The organism is Desulfitibacter sp. BRH_c19 (assembly GCA_001515945.1).
Lineage (GTDB): Bacteria > Bacillota > DSM-16504 > Desulfitibacterales > Desulfitibacteraceae > Desulfitibacter.
The window spans coordinates 155,005-175,019 of the sequence record LOER01000036.1 but is presented as its reverse complement, the minus strand read 5'-3'; the positions used below and the strand labels follow the sequence as shown (position 1 = coordinate 175,019).

Annotated in this window: 18 protein-coding genes and 1 other annotated feature; of the genes, 3 read left to right on the top strand and 15 right to left on the bottom strand. The window is 37.0% G+C overall.

Annotated features, from left to right (window positions below; genetic code table 11):
• Positions 1 to 28: 28 nt before the first annotated feature.
• The 15 genes from APF76_01100 to APF76_01030 all read right to left on the bottom strand — a co-directional run bounded on the left by APF76_01100 (position 29) and on the right by APF76_01030 (position 16,212).
• Positions 29 to 1,627: a hypothetical protein gene (locus tag APF76_01100; GenBank protein KUO49869.1), complete on the bottom strand. Its 1,599-nt coding sequence runs from the start codon at positions 1,625 to 1,627 to the stop codon at positions 29 to 31.
• 1 nt (position 1,628) lies between these two features.
• Positions 1,629 to 2,528: an ABC transporter ATP-binding protein gene (locus APF76_01095; GenBank protein ID KUO49868.1), complete on the bottom strand. Its 900-nt coding sequence runs from the start codon at positions 2,526 to 2,528 to the stop codon at positions 1,629 to 1,631.
• Between the two features lie 16 nt (positions 2,529 to 2,544).
• Positions 2,545 to 3,168, bottom strand: a complete 624-nt coding sequence (locus APF76_01090) for a TetR family transcriptional regulator (protein ID KUO49867.1) — start codon at positions 3,166 to 3,168, stop codon at positions 2,545 to 2,547.
• 129 nt (positions 3,169 to 3,297) lie between these two features.
• Positions 3,298 to 3,504: a hypothetical protein gene (locus APF76_01085; GenBank protein KUO49866.1), complete on the bottom strand. Its 207-nt coding sequence runs from the start codon at positions 3,502 to 3,504 to the stop codon at positions 3,298 to 3,300.
• 851 nt (positions 3,505 to 4,355) lie between these two features.
• Positions 4,356 to 4,835: an aminoacyl-tRNA deacylase gene (locus APF76_01080; protein ID KUO49865.1), complete on the bottom strand. Its 480-nt coding sequence runs from the start codon at positions 4,833 to 4,835 to the stop codon at positions 4,356 to 4,358.
• A 38-nt stretch (positions 4,836 to 4,873) separates the two neighbouring features.
• The gene (locus APF76_01075; GenBank protein ID KUO49864.1) at positions 4,874 to 6,142 is read right to left on the bottom strand and encodes a (Fe-S)-binding protein; all 1,269 of its coding nucleotides are present in this window, start codon (positions 6,140 to 6,142) and stop codon (positions 4,874 to 4,876) included.
• Positions 6,143 to 6,251: 109 nt separating this feature from the next.
• Positions 6,252 to 8,441: a DNA topoisomerase III gene (locus tag APF76_01070; GenBank protein KUO49863.1), complete on the bottom strand. Its 2,190-nt coding sequence runs from the start codon at positions 8,439 to 8,441 to the stop codon at positions 6,252 to 6,254.
• A 226-nt stretch (positions 8,442 to 8,667) separates the two neighbouring features.
• Positions 8,668 to 9,420, bottom strand: a complete 753-nt coding sequence (locus APF76_01065; GenBank protein ID KUO49862.1) for a hypothetical protein — start codon at positions 9,418 to 9,420, stop codon at positions 8,668 to 8,670.
• A complete protein-coding gene (locus APF76_01060; GenBank protein ID KUO49861.1) occupies positions 9,413 to 10,333 on the bottom strand; it encodes a bacitracin ABC transporter ATP-binding protein in 921 nt (306 codons plus the stop codon). Before APF76_01060 ends, APF76_01065 begins: the two co-directional genes overlap by 8 nt.
• A gap of 223 nt (positions 10,334 to 10,556) precedes the next feature.
• Complete coding sequence (locus APF76_01055) at positions 10,557 to 11,477, bottom strand: hypothetical protein (protein ID KUO49860.1); 921 nt, start codon at positions 11,475 to 11,477, stop codon at positions 10,557 to 10,559.
• Positions 11,459 to 12,286 carry a hypothetical protein gene (locus APF76_01050; GenBank protein ID KUO49859.1) on the bottom strand — a complete coding sequence of 276 codons (828 nt, stop codon included), beginning with the start codon at positions 12,284 to 12,286 and terminating at the stop codon, positions 11,459 to 11,461. Before APF76_01050 ends, APF76_01055 begins: the two co-directional genes overlap by 19 nt.
• Positions 12,270 to 12,755: a hypothetical protein gene (locus APF76_01045; protein KUO49858.1), complete on the bottom strand. Its 486-nt coding sequence runs from the start codon at positions 12,753 to 12,755 to the stop codon at positions 12,270 to 12,272. The genes APF76_01050 and APF76_01045 overlap by 17 nt, the downstream gene beginning before the upstream one ends.
• A gap of 1 nt (position 12,756) precedes the next feature.
• Positions 12,757 to 13,305, bottom strand: coding sequence for a hypothetical protein (locus tag APF76_01040; protein KUO49857.1), 549 nt, complete (start codon positions 13,303 to 13,305; stop codon positions 12,757 to 12,759).
• A 150-nt stretch (positions 13,306 to 13,455) separates the two neighbouring features.
• Entirely contained in the window at positions 13,456 to 15,003 is a 1,548-nt protein-coding gene (locus APF76_01035) for a 2-isopropylmalate synthase (protein KUO49856.1), read from the bottom strand.
• Between the two features lie 37 nt (positions 15,004 to 15,040).
• Positions 15,041 to 15,295: a sequence feature (T-box leader), on the bottom strand.
• A gap of 71 nt (positions 15,296 to 15,366) precedes the next feature.
• Complete coding sequence (locus tag APF76_01030) at positions 15,367 to 16,212, bottom strand: hypothetical protein (GenBank protein KUO49889.1); 846 nt, start codon at positions 16,210 to 16,212, stop codon at positions 15,367 to 15,369.
• Positions 16,213 to 16,358: 146 nt separating this feature from the next.
• On the opposite strand from APF76_01030, the gene APF76_01025 reads away from it, so the two are divergent.
• The 3 genes from APF76_01025 to APF76_01015 are packed head-to-tail and all read left to right on the top strand — an operon-like array spanning position 16,359 to position 20,012.
• Entirely contained in the window at positions 16,359 to 18,380 is a 2,022-nt protein-coding gene (locus APF76_01025) for a formate hydrogenlyase (GenBank protein KUO49855.1), read from the top strand.
• 25 nt (positions 18,381 to 18,405) lie between these two features.
• Positions 18,406 to 19,353, top strand: a complete 948-nt coding sequence (locus tag APF76_01020; protein KUO49854.1) for a formate hydrogenlyase — start codon at positions 18,406 to 18,408, stop codon at positions 19,351 to 19,353.
• Positions 19,354 to 19,355: 2 nt separating this feature from the next.
• Positions 19,356 to 20,012 carry a hydrogenase gene (locus APF76_01015; protein ID KUO49853.1) on the top strand — a complete coding sequence of 219 codons (657 nt, stop codon included), beginning with the start codon at positions 19,356 to 19,358 and terminating at the stop codon, positions 20,010 to 20,012.
• Positions 20,013 to 20,015: the final 3 nt, after the last annotated feature.

The window sequence follows — 20,015 nt, the reverse complement described above, 5'->3', positions numbered from 1 at the left end:
CAAGTTGATGGCATTGATGTCAAAGGCTTTATCCAATACTTCGACGCCTAAATCCAATGAACCCTAACCATGTAAGTGCCGCTGCAATACCTGTTAACACAATTAGTGGCACAATTGAAAGCTCATTTATTGGGATACTGTAATGGGCATAGGCAAAGGGTGTCCATTGCAGTGCAGACCATCCGACGATTCCGACCTCCCAAAGCATCTCAATGAAGATAAACGCGCCCAATATGAGCCAATTAAGAACGGAGGCCATACGCGGCAGCCAGCCATACAGCAGGGCGCCAATGCCGATAATTGTCCAGACAGAAGGAATTTTTAAAAGGCTCATGCCTAACACACGGGGAAAATGACTGAAGTCTCCCGAAGCAATGCTCCATCCCAATCCAGAAGCCAAGCCGAGGGCAAGAAGAATCAACGTACTGCCTGCGAAAGCAACCGTCAAATAGCTCCCCATCCATCTGAACCGACTCACCGGTTTTGACAACACCATCTCGGCATAATGCTCATTTTCTTCCTGCCGCAGACGTTGTACCGTCGTGATGGCAAAGACAGATAAACCGCCCATTAGTCCCAGGATGTAGATTAGAATGGCAATAAAACCTTCCTGATTACCTAACTTTACTATAGCAGATGCCCAAGAAGTATTCATATGAGCGAACGTAGAACTGATAGCTTCGGATATATTAGGCGTGCCCATACCCATAATTCCTCCGAGCCAAGCCATACCGATTGCCCAGACCAAAATACTGCCTTTATGCTGCCGCCAGGCCAAGGCCATGGGAGAGTTAAAATGGGGGGATGCGTCAGCCGAACCTTCTTTTTGGGCGATAAGTCCGGCAGCCATATCACGGCGAACAAGCAGCATATAGGAAAGCATCATTGGCAGAGCAAAGAGCACGATAAAAACCAACAATGGCCAAGCATGATTTTCTCCAAAGGGAACGGTGATACGGAACCATGCTTCGGGAGCAAGCCATGCCCAGCCGGTGCTTCCACCTCCCATATTATTTAGTACCATAGCTACCATGGTTAATCCATATACGCCAAATACGGCTCCTCTTGCGCTGCCGCTATGGGCAAAAATCTGTGCACATAACCCGCCAATCCCGGCAAAGACACATCCGGAAGTAGCAAGCGTCAGTCCGACCAGTAGGGAACCGCTCCCTGCGAAGCCAATTCCCATCAGAAACACAGCAGTCAATAAGCCCGCCAGCAGACTTCCTCCACAGGAAAGGATCAGAGCTGCCGATAGATTGGCGTATCTTCCTACCGGTCTTCCAAGTATCAATTCATTTCTTCCAGATGTTTCTTCCGTGCGGGTATGACGGATCATAGTAATCCCCGCTCCGATCATAACTATTATGGAAGCCTGCAGCAGGCCCCGCCACAGGATGGCACCTTCCATGCTTAACGGAACAACAGGTCCGAGCAAAGAAGAGGTAAGGGGGCTTGCGGACAGTTCAGTGATAAACACCTGCCAATCTGGCATCGCTTTCACAAAGGACACCTGCCCCGCAATTGCGATCATGGGCAGCAATATCCATATAGGCAGAATAATTCTGTCTCGTCGCAGATAAAGCTTAAGCAGCTTGCCTATACCGGCAAAATGGTTTTCTTTCATGTCAGTTCAACTCCTTTTCCCCAAGCTTATCCCCGTAGTGACGAATGAACAGTTCTTCAAGAGTGGGCGGTTCCGCCATAAGAGACTTAATACCCATTGGCGCAAGCGCACCCATTACAGCCTCCATGGCACTGGCGTCCACCGAAAAGCGCCATTTTTCTTCCTTTCGTGATACATCGTGAACCCCTTGCAGTTGACTCAGGTTTGTAGACTTAGCAAGCCCCACTGTGACGGTTGTGCGTGTTAGATGCCGCAGTTCTTCAAGGGTGCCGGATTCAACAATTTTTCCCTGTCGAATTATTCCAACCCGATCGCAAAGAGCTTCTACCTCCGCAAGAATATGGCTGGAGAGAAAAACGGTTTTCCCCTGTTTCTTTACTTCGAAGATAAATTCCTGAAAAACCTGCTCCATTAAAGGATCAAGGCCGCTGGTAGGCTCATCTAAAATCAGTAGTTCCGCATCGGAGAGAAAAGCGGATACTAGTGCTACTTTCTGACGGTTCCCTTTGGAATAGCTACGGCATTTTTTTCTGGGGTCAAGCTGGAATCTGTCCAGCAACTCCTTACGACGAGATGGGTCGATTTTCCCCTGCAAACGTCCTAAGAAATCAATCACTTCTCCGCCCGTCAAGTTGGGCCATAAGGTCACATCTCCAGGCACATAGACGAGCCGCTGATGAAGACTAACCGCATCCTGCCAAGGATCGCCGCCCAGCAGCTTTGCTTCTCCGCCATTCTTACGGAGCATCCCCAGAAGAATACGAATAGTTGTGGATTTTCCTGAACCATTTGGTCCGATGAAGCCGTACGCCTCGCCTTGCTTTACAGTAAGATCGACTCCGCGTAAAGCCTCCTGCTTGCCATAGGACTTAGTAAGTTTTATTGTTTCAATTACATTCATCAACCTTTCCCTCCAATCATTTATAGTATACTTTTCGTAATTCATTCAAATATTCGTCAAACTCACTTTGAATTCCATTTAAATTAATGTTTTCTAGTTTTGAACCTTTAAGTCTGTCTAATACTTGTTCTGCATACCCTCCAACAGCCCAAAAAATTAATTGCTTAGCCTTTTCAATATCCAAATTGTCTCTGAATCGTGATACATCAATGTCACTATAGAATTTTGCCAGACTATTGTTTTCTACCTTTTTTCGCCTCTCCAGCAGTTCAGCCTTTACTGCTACTGATTCAGTAAGAACGGCCATTTTGACGAAATCAAAAATCCAGGGATATTTTTGAATAACCTTGATTTTCAGTAATGATGTTTGACGTAACCGTTCAAACAAATCTCTTTCATCGAGATTGACCTTGTCAAAATACTCTGTTTGTAGAATTTCAAGGCAGTAGTCATACAGGAATAGAAAAAAGTCCTTTTTATTATTCACGTAGTGAAACATTAACGGCTTTGAAATACCTGATTCCTTGGCAATAACATTTGTTGAGGCATCGTCAAATCCCCTGTTTGCAAATTCTCTTAATGCAGCATTCAAAATAGCATTCTTTCTTTCAGATTCTAGACTTAAAAATTTTGAAAACATTTTAATCAACTCCATTAGAATTGTATTTACCTGTTAGGTCAATTTAATTATACATTGCATTTACCTGTTAGGTCAATGCTTTTGCGCAATTATTTTCTAATTTATATCAATAGTCACTTATTGTTATCCTTAGGAGATTAACCTTAAAAATATAACAACCCCTGAAAATACTGTAAATACACCATTCTCAAGGGCCTGTATTCTTGTTTTCTCCGTGGCATCCGGTGCCGCCTCCAGCACTACCTTCCTAATCCTTTGTAATTTTTCCTGGACCTCAATCGGAAACTGCGCAATGTACTCGTCAATGTTTTTTAGAACATCTGCTTTCTTTTCCATCGTGCTTTCCCCCTATTCATTTTTTCGATAACAGTTTATCAGCCAGTCTAAACAATTCCTTAAGAGTCAGAGCTAGACAGCTTCCCACTTCATATGTTCTTACACTAACCTTTATTGTCAGAAATATTCCTTTAAATACTGACACCCTTGACATTAATACTACTGTCTCCACAGTAGCACATTAGTCTTATATAAAATAGTAAATCACATTGTAAACGTGGTGGATACTCGATTCCTATCCCCCCATTTCTGCTTGATTGAGTCACAAAGGACGTAATCGTAGAAGCTATTCGTAACTTATTAGCAAACCAGTCAGTAGGAAATGAGATATGGACTGCTTTGGCTTGGTGTATAGCAATAATAGTTGTTGCGTATATATTTGCAATGAGGATTTATAAGAAATTATAATCTATCTTTATACTAAGTACAGTTACTCACCTATAGGGGAACAATCACCTTATAATAGTGCCAGTAGAAGCTAAGCTCAAATATGAGTGCCTAGCCTATTTCTTCTCTATCAGCACCACCGTCTCCCCGTGCCTTGAGAGGATAATAATGATGTCATTGGTCGATATTACCCCCTTGATGGCAAGCTGTTTTATCAATTTTGACTCACCATAGACCTTCTCCTGTAATAGGCTTTGCTTTATTGAATAATTGTTTTTATATTATAATCAACAAAACCCTCAAATTATAGTTATTTGAAGGCCTTGTTCATAACAATTCACTTTATTATTTATTATCATAATGTCCCCTGCATTGGGATATTTCAATTATATTATCTTTTATTCGATATACAAATAGATTACTACATTTACAATACTCATTGCTTTTTTGTCTGATTTCTGCCATTATGAAGACATTAATTTTTCAGTCTTACACTTAATTAACTTGATTAAATCGTTAGGCGTAAGTTCAATTTGATATCCTACCTTCCCTGCACTTATAATTATTGTTTCTAACATGTGGCAAGAATTATCAATTACCGTTCTATATTCTTTCTTCATTCCTATAGGAGAGCAGCCTCCACGAATGTATCCAGTAACCTTATTAATATCTGCAATCTTAATCATATTTACCGCTTTTTCACCTACTGCCCTAGCCGCTGCTTTTAAATCAAGCTCGTTGGAAACGGGAATGATAAAAACATAATAGTCTCTGCTTGTTCCCTGGGCAACAAGGGTTTTATAGACCTGATCAACAGGACGCCCTATCTTTTTTGCAACTGTAATCCCATCAATCAATCCATCACTATGATTATAGCTATATGTATTATATGAAATTCCTGCTTTATCAAGAATTCTCATAGCATTTGTCTTCAAATTCGCCAATTTCTATCCCCTCGCTTATGGTTTGTTGTTAGCCTTAACTACGTAAACTTCTTTACCAATTTCTCCAGATAGACAGACTTCATTTGCTTACTTGCCATAACTTGTTTAATTGGTGGCATTTTGAGAATGGCAGATAGAACAGCTGCCATTGCTCTGTGACTTTTAAAGGCCTTATTATCAAAAATTAACTCCTGAAGCTTTCCCTTTTCTATTGCCATTAAAACTATCCGATGAACTGAGTTCACAGGAGTAATGACACGCTCTTTTCTAGATTCTAAAATGATACTTTTCTTGATGCATGACCTTACGCAAACTCCACAGCCAAGACATATGTTTTCATCAACTATAACCTTTTTAGCATTGCCTTTTGACTCATTTGTAAATGAAATTGCTCCAATAGGACAAGCACTTACACATCTGCCACATCCATTACAAGTATCCTTCGTAATTGCAGGTAGATAGTTTGTAGTATGAACAGGCTGAAGACTTCCGAATTTCCGTGCCGCAATTAAAGCCTCACAGCAACACCCACAGCAATTGCAAATGAAGCTGACCCCTTCTCGAACATTTTCACCACATTGTACCAGGTTGTTTTCATATGCTTGATGTAAAAGCTCAAGAGCTTCTGATACATCTATTTGCCGTGCATACTCATATTTTGCTAACGATGCGGCGGCATTGTTAAAAGTTAAACATATCTCCATTGGTGCATCACATGCTTTATTTAAATGCTCCATCTTATGTCGACAGTAGCACATACTAACACCAATATGATTTGAAGTTCTAATAATATGACTTGCCTTTTCATAATCAAGAACATGAATTGCATTGTCATTTGTAAGGACTTCTTCTTGAACAAATACTCTGCCCAATTTGGTCTCACTACCAAAAAATAGTTCCGTTACAAAGTCCTCTTCCACATTTAAGTATTGATGATAAAGCTCACTAAGGAGCTTTTGGTCTACATCTCCCCTTAATCTCATTAGGGCAAATTCGAAAAACCCAGCCATTGGTGGGGGTAGGGTATAGATGGTTGTTCCCTTTACTTCAGAATCTAATAAGATTGCTCTGCTTGCTAGCCCATTGAGTATCTCATGGGCCTCCATTTCACTCATTCCCCAAATCTTTGCCGCCAGTTTTGCACTAAATGGCTTAATTGGCAACTGAGCTACAAGGCTTGCTTCTTTTTCAGTAAACAGTATTTTTAATATTTTATATAGTGTTTCTGATGGAGGAGCACCCTGAGGAAACCTATTCAACCTCTCCTCTAAGCTTTTATAGCTAGCCTTAAGTGATTGATGCGACATTCTTTTACCCCATTTCATACTATTTAAGTCAGAATTAAGAAGAATGAGCTTAGCCCCTAGCTCTTATTCTGACTACTGACTACTGTATTCTATATCTATATTCAAAAAGTTACTTATTCTTAAGCTTGGCAAGGGCATCTGCAAGGGCTGTATTGATTGGTGCGTCATCTGCTTTATTCTGTTGCCTCATGAAATTTATTACATCCTTTTTTGAAACTTTAGCATTTCCCGTTTTCCTTTTTTCAAAGGATGAAAGCTTTTCCCGATGTCCACATTTACACACAAATATTTGTCCTTCTCCTTCACCGCGTAACTCTAACTTTTTGTGACAAGTTGGGCACCGTGCATTGGTTACTTTGGAAATACCCTTTCTATGACCACATTCCCTATCTTCACAAACAAGCATTTTACCTCTTTTGCTATTGACCTCAAGCATATACTTGCCACATTCAGGGCATCTATTTCCTGTAACATTGTCATGCTTAAACTTCTCTTTGCTATTTTTGATCTCTCCAACTATTAATTTTGTATAATCCTTCATCTCATTAAGAAAAGTATTTTTATTTAACGAACCTCTAGCTATAGTACTTAACTTCTGCTCCCACTCTGCAGTTAATACTGGTGACTTTAAATCCTCTGGAACTAATTCTAGGAGCTGCCTTCCCTTTGAAGTTATAAAAATATCCTTGCCCCTTTTTTCAACTAAGAAACTATTAAAAAGCTTCTCCATAATGTCTGCCCTTGTAGCTACAGTTCCCAACCCACCTGTTTCACCCATGGTTTTTATTAGCCCTTTATCCCCAGTATCCATATACTTTGTTGGGTTTTCCATAGCCGAAAGTAGAGTTCCTTCATTAAAAGGAGCAGGCGGCTTGGTTTCTCCTCTTGTCTGGGAAATGTTTAATACCTTTAGCGTATCACCTTTATTTAGATCAGGAAGTATTTGATCTGAGATGTTATCCTTTGATTCCTCTTCCTCAAAACTATTATCATAAACTTCTTTCCAACCTTGGGCAATCACGACCTTACCCTTGGCTATAAAATTCTCTTCTCCAATTTTAGCTTTGATATTTATTTGCTCATATTCAAAGGGTGGAAATAAAACAGCTAAAAACCGTTTCACAGCTAAGCTATATATTTTTAATTCCTTACTACTCAAAGAACTAAGGAGCACGGTCTGCTCAGTTGGGATAATAGCATGATGGTCTGTAACCTTGGTATCATCAACAAAAGCTTTGTTTGGAGTTATTGGCTTGTTTAATATTTTCATAGCTGATTTGGAGAATGGATGAATATTACATGCCTTAATTCTATCTTTTAAAGTATCAACAATATCTCTAGATATATGTCTAGAGTCCGTTCTTGGGTAAGTTAAAACCTTATGCTGTTCATACAATTTTTGAATAATAGATAAGGTTTCCTTTGCTGAGTAACCAAAAAGTTTATTAGCCTCTCTTTGAAGGTCAGTCAAGTTGTATAACTGTGGTGGTAATGTTTTTTTACGGGTTTTATCAACCTCTATAACCTTGGCATCCTTATATTTCATAATAGATGTTAGCGTTGTATCGCTTTTATCCTTATCGAATGTTCTGGTATCTTTGGATCTACCATCCTGCCAGATGAGTTTTAACTTGTCAGTAACAGCAGTAATCCCATAAAAGGTTTTGGGTGTAAAGTTTCTAATCTCTTTTTCCCTTTTGGCGATGATAGCAAGTGTTGGAGTCTGAACTCTCCCGCAAGAAAGTTGAGCATTATATTTACACGTTAATGCTCTAGTGGCATTAATGCCGACAATCCAGTCACCTTCGGCACGAGCAGCAGCTGATGCATAAAGATTTTCATACTCTTTGCCGTTCTTTAGTTTATTAAAACCATCCCTAATCGCCCTATCTGTGACTGAAGAGATCCAAAGACGCTTAATAGGCTTTCTTATATGTGCTTTTTCTATTATCCACCTAGCAACAAGCTCCCCCTCACGTCCTGCATCTGTGGCAATAACAATGTCACTAACATCCTTGCGGTTCATTTGCGTTTTAACAGTATTATACTGCTTACTAGTCTGCTTTATAACAATAAGCTTTAGCTGGGTTGGAAGCATTGGCAAGTCTTCAATTCTCCATGCCTTGTATTTATCATCATACGCTTCAGGGTCAGCCAAAGTAACTAAATGACCTAATGCCCAGGTAACTATATGTGATTTTCCTTCGAGGTATCCATTGCCTTTATTATTACAACCCAGAACTCTTGCTATATCTCTTGCTACTGATGGCTTTTCAGATAATACTAATGTTTTACTCATTTAAATAATCCTCTCCAAATATCATTTTATATAATAGTAAATGAATTTAATCTATAACCAGCTTACGATAGATTGTTACTTATTCTACTATAGTAGCGCCTTTTACTCTTCTAGTATACTAGATATGGGTAATTTAGCAAAATGGTCAAGAAGCAATAGTGTACGAAAAAACCCTCCAAATCTTTCAATGGAGGGTATCTTTTCATTAAACTTTTACTTTTAATAGCTACTGAATGTCCTGGCGATTAAAATATATAATAGTCAATAAAATTCCTAGAAAACCTGTTATTAATATAGCTACCCATGAATACCAGTATGGAAAAGTTGCAACATTAATCAATGGATTTACAATACGTAAGGGAGCTGACCATGGATAAATTGCTAGAAATTCAGAATTCATTATCACTAAGTTAACAATTACGATACCAATGGTAAAAGCTACAGAAGCTACATAACTTTTTAAAATGCTTGTTAACAGCATCAACGGCATCACAAGCAAAAACATCATAAACCCAGTCAAAAGATAGACTTTTCCTACCTGTAAAATATTAGTCACATTAATACCTGCAAACCCTCCAAGCAGAGCAAAAACCATAGAAAGACCTAGTGTGTAAATGGTAAGAAACATTATCCAAATAAATACTAAAAGGCATTTGCTTATGATAAACATAGTTCTGTTGATAGGTATGATAAGTAAGCTTTTTAAGGTATCATCTTGGTACTCTCGGCTAAATGAATAAGTTGTTAGTAAGCCATACAGCATAACTCCAATAATTAGAATGATAAAGAAATTTGTCTGATCAGCATAGGTAGGGAAGTCAATAACCGCTACATTGTTGACCTCATCCATATCAAGTCTTTCAATGGCTTTAAACATTAAGAAATTAATAAAAGGTGAAACACTAGCACCAGCCAATGTAATAAGAAGCATATATGAGCGCTTTAGTTTTAAAATTTCAGTATAGAGTAACCTAACCAATGGAGCCACCTCCTGTAATGCCAATAAAGTAGTCTTCTAAATTATCTTCTTTCATAACTAACTCCATAACCTCCAGCTGACTCTCTACTAACAACCTATTTATTTGGGCTGGTGGAGTATCTAGGTTGTAAATCCTTAGTACATTTTCTTCTACAAGCTCATGTTCAAAAATATTCAAGTTATTTTCCATAAGTTTAATTGCTTGGGATATGCTTGATGTTCTTATCTGTAAATATTTTCTATTAGCATTCTTTAAAGCCTTTAGGTCAATTTCTTCTAGAAGAACTCCATGGTGAATTATACCAACACGATCGGCCAATTGCTCAATTTCACTAAGAATGTGACTTGACACCAATATTGTAATATCTCTCTCATTAGCTAACTTCTTTATCAGTTTACGCATCTCTTTAATGCCAATTGGATCTAGACCATTAGTAGGTTCATCAAATATCAATAATTCAGGGTGATGCATAATAGCTCTAGCTATTCCTAGGCGCTGTTTCATACCCATTGAATAATTGCCTACCAGCTTAGTTGTTTCATCAGCTAAACCTACTATTTCTAAGGCTTCCTGAATAGCCTTTTGTTTTTTCAAACCCATAAGTCTTGCATAAACTTGTAAGTTTTCAGTTCCAGTTAAGTTAGGATAGAAACCTGAATACTCAACTATGGCCCCAACTCTATTTAAAATTCTGTTTTTGTTCTTTTTTAAATCCATTCCAAATATCTCAATATTTCCTTCAGTAGGTTTTATCAGTCCTAAAAGCATACGGATTGTTGTTGTTTTTCCAGCACCGTTACGACCAAGAAATCCAAAAATCTCTCCCTTGCGAACTGTCATATTTAACTGATCTACAGCTTTTTGAGTGCTGTAATGTTTTGATAAGTTATATGTTTTTATAGCGGTTTCCATATCTTCATCTCCTCATAAAATCCAGCATTGCTGATTATATATTGTCTGTAGTATAACACCTGGCGCACAATCGTTTATTAGTCCTTTCTTAACAATTCCTTAAGTATTTATTAAGAATTGCTTCATTTGATTACAAAGCTAAAACCCTATCAAAGACTTTTCAAATTAGTCAATTAATAGGGTTAAAAAATCCTTTTGAATTCTGTTTTAGTTTTGACTTTAATTATTCAAAGTAAACTACTTCCACATCACCTTGATTAATAATGTTAATTCTATTGGAGCCTGAACCAAAACTAACATTTCCGGTAGCCTGATTATCCTCTGTTTCCGCTGAAATGTCCCACTCTACATTTCCACCTAGGGAATACTGGTTATTAACCATGGCTTTAATAGCAATGTTATCACTTTTTACATTCAACTTTACTTTCCCCTGGTTTTCTACAAGCCAGGTATTTGTAACGGCATCACTATCAATTTCTGTATCATAATAGTAATAATTATTTTGTCTCTTTATCTCTACCTGTTTATCATTAGGCATAAAAATTGTATAACTAAGACTATTAACACCTAGATTCAGGTCTCTTGCCCTTGGTATATCTGTAATCTGAACAAATAACACATCTCCAACCTGGTTAGTTAAAACTTCTATTTGATTAGCAAAATCCTCAGCTCTTTCCTTTGTTTCAGCGTTAATTTCCCCTCTAGCAAAGACAATTAAAGAATCAGACTCTCCTTTTTTAAAACTTACTGATGCTTTTGGAAGTTCAATAATTACTTTACTTACTGTTTCCGGTATATTCGCTCTAGTCTCTGGAACCACTACAGCATATTCTTGGCTAGCTATAACAGCGGTAATTTTGGGAATAACCCCAATACTAGAGACTGTATATACACCAATACTAAAAAGTGCTAAAACTATTATTAAGAAGATACTTACAAGATCATATTTGATTTTGGGCTGATCATCTTTTGCTAAAAAAAGATAGAGTACTATTTCTAATCCCAATATAATTAAGACAATAGGCCACCAGTTTAGTATCTGAGTAATTATTGCAGTTTCCTTTATAAGTGCTGCTAATAGAATAACTCCGAGGGAGATAAGCAATACTCCCATGGACATACTACCTACTCGCCACTTTCGCATAGGCTGCTCCCTCCATTTTCTTCACCTTTTTCTCCACTTTTTTCTTCCTTGCTACCTAGCAGCAATTTTATTCCTCCAAGAATAAACAAGAAAGCTATCAACGCTGTTTGTAAGTAGTTACTTATTGTCCAGCTAATGTATTGACCAATTAATGGTAAGGCCACTCTATTAAATATTAGAATTAGACCTAATATTATTAATCCATATCCTAAAATTTTGTTTTTACCAATTTCCCAATGTCTGTCTCCATTTATCCAAGAGAAAAATATAATATCTTCATCTTTTGAAGCACCCTCATCCGATACTTTCTTTAAAGTGTCAAACACCCCAAAGAACCAAATAACTGGGAGAATAAACATTAGGAAGCTTAGACGTAAAGCATCTGTAAAAAAGAGTATAAAGAAAAACATGGTCATTAATTGTAATCCTTGACGTTGTAGTCCTAAATACATATGTCCCGCCCCAGGTATTATAGAAAATGCTAAGGCTATTAGTTTTTTATTTTGCTTAGTAAGTTCCAAAGAATTCACTTGCCTCTTTTCATTCCCATCTTCCACATCCATATTGTTAATTCTGTTAGCTATTATCATACTATCCACCAAAGAAATCAGCCAAATAAGTGGTATTATGATGAACAAAACACCTGCACTATGAATAAACAGTATTTCCATTAAGACAAATATTCCTAAAAAAGTACCTATGGTTGTTAATAAAAATATCCACCCCCTCATAACCTGACCTAAGTACATTTGACCCAAACCTGGTATAAAAGAAAGTATAAAAGTCAAGAATTTACTCTTTCTTTTCAAATCTATCACCCCAATCTTGTTTAGTTAAATCTTCTAAATCTAAATCTATTAGCCTTTCTGTCCATCCACTTGCTAGTAGCTCTCTGGACCTTGTAGTATCTACCAGTTGAACAGTTGTTTTAGGAATATAATAACCAATAAAATCAAAAACCCCACTACTGAAAAAGGCTAGAGTAATACAAGCAGCTGCAACATAGTACAAGAGGATATCGGAAGACTTCTTTCTTTTTTTGTTTGACTTTATGGATGTTTTAATTTCTTGAGTATTGATTTGTCTCATTACATTATTAGCAAAATCCATATTTACCAAACTAACCACTTCGTTTATTTTTGTCCCCTCTATTATAGACAAATATGTCTCTAAACAATCATCACAATCAACTAAATGGCATTCCATTTCCTTTTGTTGCTGTTCATCAATTATATTATCAGCATAACGTTTCCATTGCCTATGGTTGTAGTGGCTCATATTATCCTCCCTCCTCCGCATATTGTTGAAGAAGCTTTTTTGCTCGAAAAACCCTGGATTCTACCGTTCTGATACTAACCCCTTCTTCATCTGCTATTTGCTTACAACTTTTAGCTTCTAAAAAGTGTTTGATAATAACCTCACTATATTTTACAGGTAAACGGCAATAAAGATTTTTTATGGACTCAAATTCTTCCTTTTTGATAATTTGATCTTCCACCAGCTCATTATTCGATAAATTTTGGTTAATTATTTGCTCAGAATATACTACCTGCAACTCTTCTTCCACTTTATGCTTTCTTTTATAGTCAATGGCCTTATTTGTTGCAATTCTACCAATCCATGTTTTAAAGCCTTTAAAATTATAACTGTGTAGGGAACGGTAAATTTGTATGAAAGTTTCTTGGGCCAAATTTTCTGTTTCCTGGTGGTCTCTTACTATATTAAAAATAATTGCAAATACATAGTTCTGATACTTCTCTACTATATCTCGAAATGCTTTCTGATCCCTCGCTAAAGCTGCTTTTATGAGATTTTCCTCCGCTTTCATATAACCCTCCTTTCCCCTACACAATAATAGACGTAATAAACTCTCAATCTACTGCAAGTTTTTTGCAATTTTTTTAAACTTATCGTAAAAAAAGGCAATAAATACTAAGTATTTATTGCCCATCAATATTCTAACATTTTTTAGAAGTTTTTAGGAGGTTTTAGTTTCTAATGCAATTTTATTTACTCCATTTAAGAATGCCAGCACACTTGCTTTAATTACGTCTGTATCTACTGCCTTGGCATTATATATTTTTCCGTTAAATTCAAATTGAATACAAACCCGACCCAAGGCATCTTTTCCTCTAGAAATACTGTTGATTCGGTATTCCTTTAGCTGTATGTCTTTACCAACTATACTTGTAATAGCACTACACAAGGCATCTATAGGACCATTTCCAGTAGCACTTTGCACTAGGTTTTCTTCACCCTTTCTTAATTTGACTGTAGCTGTTGGAAATAGAGTGTTGCTTATTACTTGAAAATCCACTAACCCATATAGCTCAATTCCATTTCCTACAAAAGCTTGATTCTGTCCTCTATAATATTCCTTCAACAGATAGTAAACATCATGATCATATACTTCTTTTTTTCTGTCTGCTAATTCTAAAAAACTATCATATATGGTATCGAAGATATCTTCTTCCATATTTTCATATCCTAGATTTCCTAACACATGCTTGAAAGCATGACGTCCTGAGCGAGCTGTTAATACCAATTCCATCTCCTGAGCACCTACATCCTCAGGACGGATAACTTCATATACATCTCTAGATTTTAATAGGCCATCTTGATGAATTCCAGATGAGTGGGCAAAGGCATTCTCTCCTGTTATAGCTTTGTTTACCTGTACGTCCAAGCCCATCATTGCACTTACAAGCTTAGAAGTTCTTAGTATTTCGGTGGTTTTCACATCACTATATCCACCATAATACTCAGGGTGTACCTTAAGTCCCATGACTACTTCCTCTAGAGAAGCATTACCAGCTCTTTCACCAAGTCCATTAATAGTACATTCTACTTTATCTGCTCCATTTCTTATAGCAGCTAGTGAATTAGCTACAGCAAGACCTGTATCATTGTGGGAATGTACACTCAAAATAACTTTGTCATTTAGGTTTTTTAATCGATAGTTTATGTTTTTAATTAACTCACCAAACTGCTCTGGTACTGCATAGCCAACAGTATCTGCAATATTAATGCAGGTAGCACCTGCCTTAACTACCGCTTCTACTGTCTTCCATAAATACTCAAAGTCTGAGCGAGTAGCATCCTCTGGGGAATACTGCACTTCTGGAAGAAGAGTTTTAGCATACTTAACAGCCTCAACTCCCATTTCCAATATAGAATCCCTGGATTGCTTAAACTTCTTTTCTACATGTAGATCTGAAGTGCCCAGAACCATATGGATCATTGGTTTTTCAGCATTTTTAATACTATGATAGACTGCATCAATATCACTTTTTACTGCTCTTCCCAGAGCTGTAATAACAACATCTTTACCTACTTCCTCTGAAATCCTTTTAACTGAATCAAAGTCCCCTTTAGAGGATGCAGGAAATCCAACCTCTATCATATCCACCTTAAGTCTTTTTAGCTGTTTTGCAATCTCTAATTTCTCATATAAGTTTAATTTTGCCCCAGGAACCTGTTCTCCATCTCTTAATGTTGTGTCGAAAATATAAATCTTTCTTGACATTAAACTTCCCTCCTTGAAAATAAAAAACCTTCCGTCTCTAAGAGACGGAAGGTTAAATTCCGCTGTACCACTCTTTTTGCTATAAAGCAAAAAATCACTTAAAAGATACGGGTAGATATTATTTTAATATCACCGATATCCCGCCACTTTAACGATTGGCATCCGTTCCCACCTACTTATTTTCAGCGGACAGCTCATAGGCGAGTTCATCACATTTTGAATCCTGTTTCGCACCAGCCAACAGTTCTCTGTAATTCTCCAAGTGACTACTATTCCTCTTCATAGCATTTATATTATTGTATTGCCACATATATTATCATATGAGATTGCACTTGTAAATACAGAATTGTAATTACTTAAAATTTATTTAAAGTAAGTCATTGTAGTATTTAGACTGTTATGTCCCATAATTCGAGCCAATTTATGCATTGAGGTCTTTGCAGCCTTTCTATATCCGAAATTATGCCGCAGAGAATATGCACTTAATCCTTCAAGTCCAGCAATATCCAGATATTTTTTCACGAGATGTCTTAAAGCTCTCTCCGTAAGTCGCTCTCCAGTTTTCTTAGATAAAAATAGGTAGTTGGTGTTCGTAGCCATATATTTTTCAAGAATCGATTTACACATATTATTTAGGGGAACCTTACGTCTTTGGTTTTCCGCTCCAACTATAATAACTCCGCTCTTTTGAAAAGTCTTAACATCTACCACTTTAAGATTACAGATTTCCCCAGCCCTAATTCCCGTAAAAATCATCAGTTTCAATATTACCTGATCCCTTAGGTTCCCATGAGCCTTTACTGCATCTAACAAACGTTTTTCCTCTTCATTATTAATCATGTGCGGCGGACTTTTTGGTAATGGAAGAAGTTTTATATGTTTGGAAGAGTCCTTTCGAACAAACCCATGATGATGTGCCCAATGAAATAACAACTTTATCGTAGAGAGCCTTCTGTTTATTGTGGAGGGCTTCAGATCTACTTTTTTCATAGCTTCTTTATAAGTGACAAGTTCTTTAAGGGTTATCTGATCAAAGGAAAAGATAAGCACGTTTTGACAAGTCTCCATGCCTTGATATTCATGCCAACCCATAAAGTGCTTTAAATCAGCTGCGTATTCCTGAATGGTTCTGGAGTTTAAATTTCTTCCTCTAAGTGAGTCAATAAACAAATCAATAATCTCCATACCTTTCGAGGAGACATTTCTCATGTTATTCAAAAATTGAACCCCCTTAACTGTTGACGAATATTAGTGGACATGTTAATCTAGCAAATAGTGGACATTAACACCTAGTATAATGCTTATATTATAACCTATCAACCCTTTTTAAACAGAATAGAGAGAAGGTTAGTAATTTGTTTCAAGTAACTATTTTATTATATTTATGCGCTGCTGTAATTTCCCTTGTATTAATGAAAAACCACAAATTAGTCAACATTGTTTCAAACATAATATGTATAGCTGCAGCCTTATTAGGGACTGCAGCTTCTATTATACAAATCATCTCTGGTCATGATGTCATTAATCTGGCGATATTTGATTCCCAAATACCTTTCATTTCTATAAATCTTGTTATTGACCATCTATCTGCCTTTTTTGTGCTTGGATTGTCCATACTTGTGTTATGCGTCTCCATCTACTCTATTGGGTATAATTCCCATTATTACGATAAACGAAACGTAGGACTTTATAATTTTCTGTATGCAACTTTTATTTTATCCATGTTTTTAGTCATTACTGCGGGCAATGCGGTTTTTTTCTTTATCGCATGGGAGACAATGGCTGTACTATCATATTTTCTAGTAGTATTTGAATCTGAGCAAGAAGAAAACCAAAGGGCTGGAACACTATACATTATCATGACACATCTAGGTACAGCATTTTTATTGATTGGTTTCATGGTCATGTTCAGCTATACTCACTCCTTTGACATATTTGGAAGTTCGGATGCTATACCTGGATTTGCTAAGAATATTATGTTTGTCCTGTTTCTGATTGGGTTTGGTACAAAAGCAGGAGTGATTCCATTCCACATCTGGCTACCTTCCGCACATCCAGCTGCTTCAAGCAATGTATCTGCTCTGATGTCTGGCATTATGATAAAAACAGCTATCTATGGACTAATTCGATTTTTGCTTTTTTATTTGCATATCCAACATACATGGTGGGGAATTTTGATCCTATGTATTGGAGTTGTATCAGCTGTGTTGGGAATTGCTTACGCTCTGATGGAAAATAACATTAAGAGACTTCTGGCATTCAGTAGTATTGAAAATATCGGTGTCATACTGATTGGTTTAGGTGTAAGTTTTATTGCATTTGCTCAAAATAATTTATTTTTAGGTGGTTTAGCACTTACAGCATCTCTTTTTCATACTTTTAACCATACACTATTTAAAGGCGGCCTGTTCCTTGGAGCAGGGGCAATCCAATATTCCACTCATACTAAAGATATGGAGCAACTTGGTGGCTTAATCAAAAAGTTGCCCGTTACAGCGTTTTTTATGTTGTGCTTTTCTCTTGCCATATCGGCAGTTGTTCCTTTTAACGGCTTTGTAAGCGAATGGCTGACCTACCAGTCACTTTTTGCAAATATTAGCCCTGGACAAGCCGGGATGAATATTGTATCTATTTTATCCATTACAGCCCTCGCTCTGTCTGGAGCTTTGGCAGCAGCATGCTTTGTCAAACTGTTTGGAATTTCCTTTTTAGGCCTTCCCAGAAGCGATTATGCTGTGGACGTGAAAAAGATTCCTGTAACAATGAATATTGGAATGGGTATACTTGCAACATTTTGCCTTGCTGCAGGTATTTTTCCTATAGTTTTCCTAAAGATGGTTGACAAGGTCGCTTTAGATTTGACTGGCATCTCCATAGCAGACCAGCTACAAGGAGGATTTTTTATTGCTTATTATCCTTTGGATATTTCAGGTAGTAGCATATCTCCTATATCAATATTAATTATTGTACCTTTAATCATTTTGTTCGCATTTTTGTTAATGCGACTCATTGGAGGAAAGTATGTAGAAAGAAAATCTGGAACCTGGGACTGCGGCTTCGGAAAACACAATTCCAGAATGCAATATAGTGCTACTGGGTTTACCAAGCCGCTTAGAATCATCTTTCGAATTTTATATCGTCCAAAAAGAGAATTTGAAATTGAGCAAGGACGATCACCATATTTTCCTACCTCAATAAAATATAAAGTTTCTACAGAGCCGATATTTGAAAAGTACTTATATAACCCAATGCTTCACTTCATTAATAACTTTTCAATCAAAACAAAGCTTTCGATCCAAACAGGAAGCATTCACATGTATCTTTTGTATATTCTAGTAACCGTACTGGCACTAATGTTATATAACAGGCTTGTTTAGGAAGAAGTAAAAGGAGAGACTTATCATGAGCACTTTTGTTTATATATTGGTTCAAATACTAGTAATAATTTTACTGGCACCTTTGGTCAACGGTGTGATACAGAAAGTGAAAGCTCTTACACAGAAAAGAAAGGGAGCACCTTTACTACAAATGTACTTTGATTTGAGGAAATTGTTTCACAAGAGTGCAGTTGTTTCAGAGGTGTCTTCATGGATTTTTAAAGCAACACCCTATATCGTGTTTTCTACTGCAGTTACTGCAGCCTTATTTGTACCAGTATCAACGATGATCACACCAGCAGCCTTTCCAGGAGATGCAATCATGCTTATTTACCTCCTAGCCTTGGGTAGATTTTTTATGGTGCTTGCTGGACTGGACACAGCTAGTACATTTGGGGGTATGGGAAGTAGCAGGGAGGCCATGATTTCATCTTTGATGGAACCATCGATAATTGTTTCAGTAATAACAATTGGCCTTATCTCTAAGTCAACTTCCGTATATCAGATGATGACCACCGCCCAATTTGCAGGTCTGCCGCTAGCTCATCCTGTATATTTAGTAGTTTTTCTTGCATTTCTTGTCATCATTGTTACTGAATCCTCGAGAATTCCTGTGGATGACCCAGCAACACATCTTGAACTTACTATGGTTCATGAAGCAATGATTCTTGAATATTCAGGAAGGCACCTAGCCTTGATGGAACTTAGTGCCGTAATCAAACAGCTGGTGTTTATTACATTTGTAGTTAATATCTTTATGCCCCATGACCAGCTTATTGGAATGGTCGGTATAGGTGCGATTATGCTTTCGCTTCTAATTTATGTGCTCAAAGTTATTGTTATATCTGTATTAATTGCCGTTATAGAGATCAGTACAGTCAAGTTTCGTCTTTTAAGTGTACCTAACCTAGCGGCCCTATCATTTATTTTATCTTTTTTAGGATTTCTAAATTATCTTGTTCTTTGGAGGTAGCAATGGCTAATTATCTTGATGCACTATCAGTATTAATCTTATTTTCATCCTTTATTCTTGTAGCTAATAAAAGGGTTAAGTCGTATATAAGGACCTTCAGAATACAATCCATTCTAATTGCTTTTGCAACAGGAATCATGGGCATTCAAAGCCTGCAAACTGAAGGCCACATTGATATACTTGTGGTTTGTTTGATCATGATTGTTTTGAAGGTAATCTATATACCAAACCTTTTAAATAAAGCTTATGACAAAGTTCAGTATAAAGTAGAAAAGGACTTCTTTTTCAATATACCGTTGCATGTCTTTGTATGCTGCATTCTAGTAGTATTCTCATTCTTTTCGCTTTCAACCATTAAAGATATCAACGCTGGTACCGTAAATATGCAAGTAGTGAATATGGTTTCTGTAGTCCTCATAGGATTATACTTTATGATTACTCGCAAGAAAGCCATTGGTCAGATTGTAGGATTTCTTGTAATTGAAAACGGACTTTTTGTTACAGCCATATTTGCTACACATGGGATGCCATTCATTGTGGATTTGGGTATTTTTATAGACATTTTAACAGCAGTATTAATTATGGGAATCATGGTATTTAAGATCAATGAAGAATTTGACTCGATTGACATAAACAAACTAAAGAATTTGAGAGGATAGCAA

Excerpts from the sequence above, each read along its gene's own strand:
- APF76_01100 (KUO49869.1), bottom strand. The coding sequence starts at position 1,627 with ATGAAAGAAAACCATTTTGCCGGTATAGGCAAGCTGCTTAAGCTTTAT.
- APF76_01030 (KUO49889.1), bottom strand. The coding sequence starts at position 16,212 with ATGAGAAATGTCTCCTCGAAAGGTATGGAGATTATTGATTTGTTTATT.
- APF76_01075 (KUO49864.1), bottom strand. The coding sequence starts at position 6,142 with ATGTCGCATCAATCACTTAAGGCTAGCTATAAAAGCTTAGAGGAGAGG.
- APF76_01020 (KUO49854.1), top strand. The coding sequence starts at position 18,406 with ATGAGCACTTTTGTTTATATATTGGTTCAAATACTAGTAATAATTTTA.
- APF76_01055 (KUO49860.1), bottom strand. The coding sequence starts at position 11,477 with ATGCGAAAGTGGCGAGTAGGTAGTATGTCCATGGGAGTATTGCTTATC.
- APF76_01015 (KUO49853.1), top strand. The coding sequence starts at position 19,356 with ATGGCTAATTATCTTGATGCACTATCAGTATTAATCTTATTTTCATCC.
- APF76_01040 (KUO49857.1), bottom strand. The coding sequence starts at position 13,305 with ATGAAAGCGGAGGAAAATCTCATAAAAGCAGCTTTAGCGAGGGATCAG.
- APF76_01060 (KUO49861.1), bottom strand. The coding sequence starts at position 10,333 with ATGGAAACCGCTATAAAAACATATAACTTATCAAAACATTACAGCACT.
- APF76_01090 (KUO49867.1), bottom strand. The coding sequence starts at position 3,168 with ATGTTTTCAAAATTTTTAAGTCTAGAATCTGAAAGAAAGAATGCTATT.
- APF76_01095 (KUO49868.1), bottom strand. The coding sequence starts at position 2,528 with ATGAATGTAATTGAAACAATAAAACTTACTAAGTCCTATGGCAAGCAG.
- APF76_01045 (KUO49858.1), bottom strand. The coding sequence starts at position 12,755 with ATGAGCCACTACAACCATAGGCAATGGAAACGTTATGCTGATAATATA.
- APF76_01085 (KUO49866.1), bottom strand. The coding sequence starts at position 3,504 with ATGGAAAAGAAAGCAGATGTTCTAAAAAACATTGACGAGTACATTGCG.
- APF76_01070 (KUO49863.1), bottom strand. The coding sequence starts at position 8,441 with ATGAGTAAAACATTAGTATTATCTGAAAAGCCATCAGTAGCAAGAGAT.
- APF76_01035 (KUO49856.1), bottom strand. The coding sequence starts at position 15,003 with ATGTCAAGAAAGATTTATATTTTCGACACAACATTAAGAGATGGAGAA.